The 10,130-nt window shown below is 63.0% G+C and carries 9 protein-coding genes; 1 reads left to right on the forward strand and 8 read right to left on the reverse strand.

The window, feature by feature from the left end:
* Window positions 1-470 (forward strand): hypothetical protein (locus ACS3WB_RS16155; RefSeq protein WP_438276493.1); only part of this gene is annotated, 470 nt, incomplete at its 5' end.
* Between the two features lie 42 nt (window positions 471-512).
* Here ACS3WB_RS16155 and ACS3WB_RS16160 read toward each other — a convergent pair.
* From ACS3WB_RS16160 to ACS3WB_RS16195, 8 genes are all read right to left on the reverse strand, one after another.
* Entirely contained in the window at window positions 513-2,459 is a 1,947-nt protein-coding gene (locus tag ACS3WB_RS16160; protein ID WP_438276494.1) for an ABC transporter permease, read from the reverse strand.
* A complete protein-coding gene (locus ACS3WB_RS16165; RefSeq protein WP_438276495.1) occupies window positions 2,456-3,691 on the reverse strand; it encodes an efflux RND transporter periplasmic adaptor subunit in 1,236 nt (411 codons plus the stop codon). The genes ACS3WB_RS16160 and ACS3WB_RS16165 overlap by 4 nt, the downstream gene beginning before the upstream one ends.
* A gap of 13 nt (window positions 3,692-3,704) precedes the next feature.
* Window positions 3,705-4,034 carry a hypothetical protein gene (locus ACS3WB_RS16170; protein ID WP_438276496.1) on the reverse strand — a complete coding sequence of 110 codons (330 nt, stop codon included), beginning with the start codon at window positions 4,032-4,034 and terminating at the stop codon, window positions 3,705-3,707.
* On the reverse strand, window positions 4,031-4,558 hold the full coding sequence (locus ACS3WB_RS16175) for a thiamine pyrophosphate-binding protein (protein ID WP_438276497.1): 528 nt from the start codon (window positions 4,556-4,558) through the stop codon (window positions 4,031-4,033). Before ACS3WB_RS16175 ends, ACS3WB_RS16170 begins: the two co-directional genes overlap by 4 nt.
* On the reverse strand, window positions 4,558-5,742 hold the full coding sequence (locus tag ACS3WB_RS16180) for a PepSY-associated TM helix domain-containing protein (RefSeq protein WP_438276498.1): 1,185 nt from the start codon (window positions 5,740-5,742) through the stop codon (window positions 4,558-4,560). The genes ACS3WB_RS16175 and ACS3WB_RS16180 overlap by 1 nt, the downstream gene beginning before the upstream one ends.
* 182 nt (window positions 5,743-5,924) lie before the next feature.
* Window positions 5,925-8,429, reverse strand: a complete 2,505-nt coding sequence (locus ACS3WB_RS16185) for a TonB-dependent siderophore receptor (protein WP_438276499.1) — start codon at window positions 8,427-8,429, stop codon at window positions 5,925-5,927.
* A 125-nt stretch (window positions 8,430-8,554) separates the two neighbouring features.
* Window positions 8,555-9,541 (reverse strand): FecR family protein, encoded by a 987-nt coding sequence (locus ACS3WB_RS16190; RefSeq protein WP_438276500.1) that lies wholly within the window; start codon window positions 9,539-9,541, stop codon window positions 8,555-8,557.
* An 88-nt stretch (window positions 9,542-9,629) separates the two neighbouring features.
* Entirely contained in the window at window positions 9,630-10,124 is a 495-nt protein-coding gene (locus ACS3WB_RS16195; RefSeq protein WP_438276501.1) for a sigma-70 family RNA polymerase sigma factor, read from the reverse strand.
* Window positions 10,125-10,130 lie beyond the last annotated feature (6 nt).

Consider the following 10,130-nt stretch of genomic DNA (forward strand, 5'->3'; position numbering starts at 1 on the left):
TCCACGTCACCAGCGAGGCGAACGCAAGCCCGATCATCACCGCCTTCACCACCGCGTCCGCCTGCAGGAACATCCCAAACGGCGACAAATCCCGCGGAAGCAAAGAGGCAGAAACAGCAGGCGAAGCGGGGGGCGACGGCGCAATGACAGGTGCAGCCGCATCCTGGGACACAGCATCAGATGCCGGCGGCGTGGACGCATCTCCCGACGGCAAGGGCGCATCGGCCGCCGGCGTGGTCGCGGCCTCTTTCGGTACCGCGCTCGCAGCAACACCCGAAGAAGATGTCGGCGCAGCAGATGGCTGGGAGGACGCTGGTTGCAAAGACGACGGCTGTGTCGAGGATGCCGGATGCGCCGATGACCCGGTCCCCGCTGCCGATCCCGCCGCAGCCGGATGGTTTCCCTGCTGCTGCGCCTGCGCCAAAGCCAACGGAGCAAAAGCGAGCATCACCGCCGCAAGCATTCCATAAACGATCTTTGCTGTTCGTCGCGTCATCGTCCCCGTTCCATATTTACTGGCCTGACAGCGCCATGACCGGGTCAAGCCGCGCGGCACGGAACGCCGGCATGAAGCCGAACAACGTTCCCATGACCACGGCCCCCAGCAAGGCGCTGACCGCCATCGTGACTGAGAAGATCACCGTCATGCCGAACAGCGTGGCGGCAACTATTCCGATCAGCGCGCCGAGCATGAGTCCGACCACGCCGCCGATCGCCGACAGGACGACCGCCTCGGTCAGGAACTGCCCCAGAATGTCGGCGGTCCTGGCGCCGATCGCGGTTCGAACCCCGATCTCCCTGGCGCGCTCGGCGACCGTGATCAGCATGATATTCATGATGCCGATGCCGCCGACCAGCATCGAGATCGCGGCGATCGCGCCGAGCAGAAGGTTGGTGGAGCGGCGCTCGTCCTCGGCCTTGCGGAACGCCGACGCCGCATCGTGCAGCCAGAAATCCTCGCGACCGTGACGACGGATCAACAGCGCCTTAATGGCATCCTTGGTTTGCTGCAGGCGGGACATATCGGCGATGGAGACAACGATCTCCGTGACATCGTCCTTGCCGTAGAGACGCATCGCACCCGTCCGCAGCGGCAATACCGCGTTATTGTCCCGATCGGTACCTCTCTCGGAAAGGCCCTTGCTTTCGAGCACCCCGGTGACAAGAAAGGGAATGTTGTTGACAAGGATATGGTTGCCGGATGGATCGGCGATGTCGGGAAACAGTTTCGATGCAAGCGTTGCGCCGAGCAGCATCACGGCGCTGCCGCTGATCTCGTCCTCTCTCGTAAAGAACGCTCCCTTCGCCGCATCCCAGTTGTGAACCGTCCGGAACTCAGCCGTGGTGGCGATCACCTCGGTGGTGATATCGGTGTTACCGCGCCGCAGCGTACCCGCTTCCCACACGGCCGGCATCGATCCGGACACGTTGGCGAGATCCTTGATGGCTTCCGCATCGGCGGAGGTCATGGGCATGCTGGTCGCGGCAGATTCTCCCGCACGGCTGACCACGACCCAGTTGGTGCCGATGGCGGATGCCTGCTCCATGAACGACGCCTGCGCGCCGCGTCCGATCGCCATCATCGCAACAACGGAGGCGACGCCGATGACGATGCCGCTCAGCGTCAACGCGGTGCGCACCGGATTGACCGCAAGCGCGGCGAAGGCGGAACGAGCCGCCTCCTCCAGCCAGATCCAGAGCGGCGGCGAGGCACCGTTCGTTCGACATGCAGCAACGGCAATCGACGACGACACCCTGGCGGCGTCGCGGCCGCTGTCGGAGACGATCAGACCGTCCTCGATCCGGATGATGCGCTCAGCCGCGGCGGCAACCTTTGCATCGTGGGTGATGAGGATGATCGTGTGTCCGGCGGCGGCAAGCTCCCTCAGGATCGCCAGCACTTCGGTCCCGCTCCTGGTATCGAGCGCGCCGGTCGGTTCGTCGGCGAGGATCACCGCGCCGCCGTTCATCAGCGCGCGGGCGATCGACACGCGCTGCTGCTGGCCACCCGACAATTGCGACGGGCGATTGGCCATGCGCCCGGCAAGGCCGAGCCGCGCCAGCAGAGCCGCCGCGCGGGCATGCCGGAAGCCGCGCGGCGCACCGGCGTGAACCGCCGGCATCTCGACATTGCCGAGCGCGCTCACCGTCGGGATCAGGTGATAGTGCTGGAAGATGAAGCCGAAGCAGCCGCGGCGCAGCGCGGCGAGTTCGTCGCGGTTCAATCCTGCGACGTCCCTGCCGTCAAATCGATAGCTGCCGTGGCTCGGTCGGTCGATCAGCCCGATGATGTTCATCAACGTCGACTTGCCGGAGCCGGAGGCTCCGATGATGGCCACGAACTCGCCGGCATCGATCGACAGGGCAACGCCGCGCAATGCGTGCGTCACGACATCATCGCTGCGATAGGAACGGCAGACGCCTGCGAGTTCGATGAGCGGAGTGCGCGACGCGCTCATGACTCCACCCTCAGCTTCGCGGAGGGGCCGGACGCCTTGATGCCGGTGATGACCCGCTCGCCGTCCGTCACCCCGCTCGTAATCCCGACCAGAAAGCGGGTGCGGACGTCGGTCTGAACCTTGCGGACGACGATGGTCCCGTCGTCCCGCAGCACCCGAATCTCTCCCTTGTCGTTGAGCGACGCGACCGGAACGACGAGGACATTTTGCGCCGCGGCGGTGACGAAAAACACCTGCGCGGTCATTCCCGCCCTCAGGCTGCCGTCCTCGTTGGGGACGTCGAACAGCGCCGTATAGAGCACGACATTGCCCGATTGCGGCGCAGCCTTGGTGGACTCGGCTTTCTTGTCGGGACGGCGCGGCGCCGGCTGAATCTGGCGGAGCGTCGCATTCCACTTGCGATCCGGCTGGCCGAGCGTGGTGAACCACAACGGCATGCCTTCATGCAGCTTGACGACATCGGCCTCCGACACGTCGGTCCATACCGTCATGGTCTGAAGGTCGGCGATCTGCAGGATCAGCGGCGTATCATAGTTCGCATTGAGGGTCTGGCCCTCCTTCGCATCCACCGCGACAACCGTACCGGCCATCGGCGCGACGATGCGGGCGTAACGCAGCGCGGCTTTCTGCGCCCGCAGGTCGGCCTCCATCTGCCGGATGCGCGCTTTCGAGGCATCGATGCGCGAGATCAGGATGTCGCGGTCGCGCATCGCCTCATCGAGAGCGGCTTTCGAAACCGCGCTGGTCTGTGACAGTTGAAGATAACGCTCGACATTGCGCTTTGCGAATGCGAGCCCGGCTTCCTGCTCGGCCAGTTCGGCGGTCAGCCGCGCCAGATCAGCCTCGATGCCCTCGACCTTGGCCGCCTGCACCTCGGCATCGATTTCCGCCACGACGCGCCCCGCCGTCACCTTGTCGCCGACGGCGACGTGCAGATGCGTCAACTGGCCCGACACCTGCGCCCCGACATCGACATAGGCGCGGGGCTGGATTTTGCCTGTCGCGGCAACGGTGCTCTCGATGTCCTGCCGCTTGACGACGACGGTCTCGTAGAGGCTGTCCGGCGACGGCGCGCGCAATCCCATCAGGACGAGCGCGCCGAGCGCAACCAGCCCGGCCAGGCACACGCCAAGGATGATTTTCCCGGACCTGCGCGCGGCGGGAGCCGGCGGCGTCCATGGCGGCGGCACCGTGACGCTGTTCACATCATCCGGGGAGATCGGGGCGTTCATGATCGCCGGTCCCTCACTGGATGTCTTTATAATCGACGTCGAACGACTGTCCGGGACCGGCATCGAACAGGACGTAGAACTCGCCTTCGGGCGCGCGGAAGCTGACGGTCGAATCCGCGCCGAACTTCGTCTCGAGCGCAATGGTTTCGTCGTAACGGATCACGTCGAGCCTGACGCCGGGAACGCCGGTGCCGTCGGCGAAACCGCCCTCGCAGCGGATCATCGCGGCATCGATCTTCTTGCAGATGCAGAACGGCGGGTGCGCAGAAGCCGAACCGGCGAACAGAGACACCACGCCGAGCGCGACCGCGAATGCCGCGACGTATCTGGAGAGCGCGTTCATGACCGCCTCCTCGCAAGCCATGCCGCGGTTACCGGCGAAGCGGTGCGGATCGGAATCGTCGCCTGATGCAACGCGCCGTCCCAGCCCTCGAGCGTCAGCCACAGCACATCGTCGGCCGTGGTTCGGTCCGGAATTCGCATCTCGGCGGTCTGACGATAGGGCGTGCCGGAGAACAGCGCACCGGCGGTGCGGATATTGCGCGGCTTGCCGACCCGCAGATACGCCGCCTTGACCTGGTCGACGCAGGCCGGACACAGCGCCAGCGCGAACTCCTTGGCGTAGCCGGCGCGGCCTTCCGTATCCGGCTCGACCACCTTGAACTCGGCCAGCCGGACGCTCCACGGTCCGACCGCGATCTCGCCGATCTCGCGCTCGCCCAGACCTTTCCTGCCGTCGAAAAACGCATTCTCGTGGAAGAACGCCGGCGTGAAAACGATCGGCACGATCATCACAAGCGCACTCAGGTGAAAGCGCCATCGCTGCCATAGCGACGTGCCGCGCGACGGGGATGCGAGCGTCGCCATCACTCAGCCGCCTCCAGTCCAAGCCGCGCGGGCGCATGTTCACGCACGAGCTTCACCGTCTCGATCGCGGTGCGCTTGGTCCACACCATCATCCCGGAGAACACCAGCGTGGTCAGCATCAGGCCGAACGCCAGATAGACCAGCTTCAGCCACAGTCCAGCGAAGTCGCCGGTGTGCAAGGGCCGCATCGAGCCGGTGACCAGTTCGAGCGCGGAGCGGTCGGAGACACGCCGCGTCCGTTCGACCTTGCCGTTGTAAGGATTGACGTCGACCGTCTCGAACAGCAGCGGATAGGCGCCCCGTCCGCCGACGCTGATATGGTCATAGGCGCTGCTCGGAAATTGCACGAAACTCGGCTCGAGATCGGGCAGTTGCCGCCGCACCGCTTCCGCCGCCTGCCCCAGCGTGATCCGCGGTGCAGGCGCGCCCATGGCTACCACAGGAACATCGCCCCGCGCCACCACCGGCGGCACGCCCGCCGTCGAAATGCTGATATGGTTGTCGTCAAGGATCGCACGGACCAGGAACCAGCCCGCCGTCACCGCCATGATGGCGATGAACGGAATCGACCATGCGCCCGCCAGCCGGTGCAGGTCGCCCCAGAACACCCGCCTGCCCTTGCTCACGCGCAGGCGTGGCCGCAGATAGACCCGCCAGAACCGCTTGTAGACCACGATCCCGGTGATCAGCGAGCCGAGCAGCGGGATCGCCAGCGCCGACACCGCGTACCAGCCGAGCGAGAAACCGTCGTTGAACGGCACCAACAGCCAGCCGTGCAGCGCGCGCACGAAATCACGGAAGTCGAACTCGCCCTGCTCGCCCTGCACCTTGCCGGTGTAGGGGTTGACGTAAAGCGTTTCGGTGCTGCCATTGGGACGGGTGACCGAAACGGTCAGAGCGAAGATCGACTTCACCGGCCGCGAGATGAACCGCACCCGCGCGCCGGGCACCTCGCGCTCCACCGCCGCCAGAATCTCGTCGTAGCCGAGCAGCCGCACCTCATCCGCCGGCGCATTGGCCCGCACCGCAGGGCTCACCAGCCACATGATCTCCTGGCTAACGGTCGCAATCGACCCCGTCAGGCAGACAAAGAACAGAAACGCCCAAATCGGCAGCGCAAGCCAACCGTGAACAACAAACCAAAGACGGGCACTGGAGGATTTACGCGATATTGTCCCATTCACTCCCGCTGTTCCCTCGGCTGCGACGCCGGCTGCATGGCCTGGGGCATCGACCGCCGATCACAGCAAAGGCGCCCCCTCTATGGTAAAGACGTTTGAGCAGCCGTTTTTTGAACCCCGCCTTGCAAATTTTTAGCTCCCTCAACAATTCGCCAGGTCGGCCACCAACGCCTGCTCCCGAAAGTTCAGAACCGGAACTTGGTGGACAGGGTGTATCGACGCGGCTCGCCATAAACACCCGTGTCGTAATTCCCGAATACGGAATAGTATTTCTGGTTCAGCAGATTAGTCGCATTGAAGGCGATCTCGACCTTTTCGGTCAGGCGAAAGCGCGCCATCACGTCGAGAAGAAACACATCGCCCTGCGTCAAATCCTGCCTTTCGCCGAACGGGTTGGAATTGACGTAACCGTGAACGGTATCCTGCCAGCGGACACCGCCGCCAATGGTCCATCGGTCCCATTGATCCGGCAGGCGATAGGTCGCAAAGAGCCTGACCACGTTTTCCGGGGCGGTGGTCTGGATGTACGAATAGACCAGCGATCCGTCGGACGTCCGGGCGTGCGTATGAGTATAGCCGGCATTGATCTGCAAGCCCGGAGCGAGTTGGCCCGACAGCTCGAATTCGAAGCCCTTCGATGTAACGCCGTCGATCGAGCGGTAGTAGTTGTCTCCGGTAACCGGATCGAACCCTGCAAATTCGTGGAAGTTCTTCTGCTGGATCATGAACACCGCAGCGGTGAGATTGAGCGCGCCGCCGAAATAGGCGGCCTTGACGCCGGCCTCGTAACTGTCGCCTTCGGTCGGAGGGAGAAAATTGCGGTTGACATCGCGAAATCCGTCCGGCGCGAAGATGCTCGTATAGCTGCCGTACAGCGAATAGATGTCGGTAAGGTCATAGACGATGCCCGCATAGGGTGTGATGCGAGCATTAACGGAATATTCAGCCGGATACAACCATTCTTCCAATGGATCGATATAAGTTCCCTTGTCGTTGAAGCTCCACCAGTCGAGCCGGCCGCCAAGGATGATCGACAGCTTGTCCACCGGCTTGAGACGGGCTACGGCAAACGTGCCGGTGCGCGAATAGGAACTCTCGACCTTTCCCAAAATTTGGAAGGGAGGCACCGATGAATTACCCCGCCAAGTGAAAAAATTGGGAATAGAAGGGTCATAAGTAGGCGGGTCGCCCAAAAACGGGTTGGACGGGTCGTCATAATAGGGACCCTTCTCTGATCTATGCGTCGACATGACGCCGAACATCAATTCATGCGTCCGCCCCATCACTTCGACCGGACCCGAGACCTTGAGGTCGACTGTATTCTGAATGGACCGGGGGTGCTCTTTCCAGATGAACTGCGAAACACCCTCGCCGGTTACCGGATCGGGAAACCCGCCGCTCGCGGAACCCAGCATGTAGTCCGATACGCTGCGGCGATGATTGAACGATCCGATCGCCTTCCATCCATTGTCGAAGCTGTGCTCAAGGGTCACAAAATAGGTGTTGACCGAAAGGTTATCACGGCTCCACACCGCACCCGGATTTTTCGATACATCCCAGTTGGTCCGCGCGCCGTCGGAGAAGAACAGAGGCAGCCCGCCCCACTGTGCGCCACGCGATTTGTCCTTTTGGTAGTCGCTGCCGATCGTCAGCATGGTGTTGTCGGTGAGATCGGCTTCGATCACCCCGTACAGCACATTACGTCGCTTGTGGTAGTGGTCGAGCCAGGAATCTCCGTCGAGAAACGCGCCGGCGAAACGACCGCGTACAGTACCGGCTTCATTGAGAGGTCCGGAGAGATCGAGATCGGTTCGATAGTTATTCCAGGAACTGATGCTTTCAGATATCGATCCCTGAAATATCTTGGTCGGCCGCTTCCGAACCAGATTGATGGCCGCGCCGGGACTGCCGGCGCCCTGCAGCAAGCCGCTGGCGCCCTTGGTGACTTCCACCCGGTCGTAGATGGCCATGTCCACCGTCGACAGCCCGTGATCAATAGCACCGTCCGCATCGACCGGCACACCGTCGTAGCGGAATTCGGTCAGCTTGAAGCCGCGCGACATGAATTCGACGCGGTCATTGTCCCAGCTCTGCGAGGTGATGCCGGTGGTATTCTCCATCGCATCCTTGAAGGTGCGGATGTTCTGATCGTCCATGCGCTGCCGCGAGATCACGGTCACCGATTGCGGCGTTTCGCGGATCGACAGCGGCAGACCCGTCGACGAACTCATCTGTGTGGTGGTGTATGAACCCGATCCCTCGGTGGCGCCTGGATCGCTTGTCGCCCGTCCCTGCACGTCGATGGTATCGAGCGAAATCGCACCCGGGACCGCCCCTACTCCCGATGCTGACGCCGCCTGACGCTCGATGGTGACAGTGTTCGGGGAGGTGAAGCGATAGGTCAGCCCGCTGCCCGCAAGCAACCGGCCGATCGCCTGCGCCGGCGTGAATGATCCCTGCAACGCGGGCGCGGCGCGTCCGGCGGAGAGATCCGCGGTATAGGCAAGCCGCAAGCCGCTCCGCTGCGCGACGGCCGTCAACGCCGCCGTGAGAGACTGCGCTGGAATATTATAGGTGACGATACCGCCGGCAGGCTGCGCGCTCGCCTTATCAAGCGAAGCAATCAGGGCGACTGCCGTCGATGCCGACAGAACGGCCCTGAATAAATGACCTCGCTTTCGAAAATCCATCGGATGTCCCCGCTTCAGTTCGTTCCCGAGGACACCGAGGCATTCGCACCATCCCTGGCCCTCAAGGAGTTAGACCGGCTGGCGCGGAAAATCCTCAACGGGGCAGACAAAAAACAGACGAAGCGTCAGCTTGAGATAACAACCAGATACGGAGAGAGGCGGTGAACCGTGATCGGAAGGCCGCTCGCGAGAGCGTCGAGCGAGTCGTCCGGCGCCCGCAAGTTCAGAACCGCATTGACGAGGAGTTTGGCTGTTCCTTCTCCGCGGATGACGAGCCACCCCTGATGATAGCTTCGCAGGGCCGCTACGACATCCCCGAGCGTTCTGTTCTCCGCGATGTACATGCCGCTGCGCCACGCCGCGGTCACCGACGACGATTGCGCGGCGATCGCGCCGATGCGGCCTTCCGCATCGACGACGACGGCCTGGCTTTCGAGAACCCTCACCGGTTCCGAAAACCGCCGGTCGGAGAACGAGGTGACATCCACGGCATGCTCCGTTACCGAAACCGAGACGGCTCCATCCGCGAGATTGGAGTCGACATCGAAGGACGTGCCTACCGCTGTCGCGAGAACGCCATTGACCTCGACCCCGAACGGCCGGGTTCTGTCGGGCGCGACCTCGAAGAAGACTTGTCCTTCGACCAGATGGAGGCGGCGCTCCGACGGGGAGAACGCAAGCGCAATCCCCGAACGGGCATTCAACGTTGCCCGCGAGCCGTCCGGCAATGCCACTGTCCGTGTCTCGCCCAGACCCGTGGCATAGTCGGCACTTCGATGGTTGCGGAAGACGCCGCTTGCCCACACGCCTCCTCCCAGCGCCGCGAGCGCCACCGCGCCGGTCAGAACCTTACGGCGCGTCGGCCCCTCTCCACGGCGGCCGGCCTTCACGATGCCGGTGACCGGATCAAGGTGAAGGTTCCCGGCATCAGCCCACAGGGCTTCGGCCTCCCGTGCGGCTGCCTCATGCTCGCCGCTGAGCATCCTCCACGATTCAAAGCAACGATGATCGGCAGCCGTAGCGGTCCCCGAATTCAACCTCATGACCCAGCGCAAGGCTTCGTCGGAGATTTCGGTCGATGGCGGCAGGCGTTTGGAATGATCTCGGCTCACGGCGATCCATCAGAGACGGCAGAGTTGTGAAATTTCAACTCCCGTCTCTATAGACCGGATTGAGCGCCATAATCCTCAATCCCGACCCTTAAAAGGACCCATCATCGCGCCGAAGGTCTCGGGCCTGCCGCAGTGCCCGCATGATGTGCTTTTCCACCATGCTCACCGAGATCCCGAGCAATCGCGCTATTTCCTGATGGCCGCGCCCCTCGATCTTGTTCAGGATGAATGCGCGACGGCAGGCTGGCGGGAGTTCGTTGAGCGCGACGATGAGCCGCGCAAGCTGTTGTCTTTGCTCGAGCGCTGCAAGCGGATCGTTGTCCGACGCAAGATCCTCGATGCCATCGACGTCAACCCGATAGGACCATTCAATCTTTCGTCGGGCGGTAAAATCAATTGCGGCGTTGCGCGCGGCAGTAAACAGATAGCTCTTCGGATGCCCGATCGCGCCGGCCTGAGTTCCGCGTCCGGCGATGCTCATATAGGCGTCCTGCGCGATTTCCTCGCCGTCGTCACGATCACCGACCAGACGCGTGGCAAAGCGCACCAGCTCGCGATGATGCAGGCGAAACATCTCGGACAGAAGATG

Origin of the sequence: Nitrobacter sp., from assembly GCF_051535215.1 — a bacterium.
GTDB lineage: Bacteria > Pseudomonadota > Alphaproteobacteria > Rhizobiales > Xanthobacteraceae > Nitrobacter.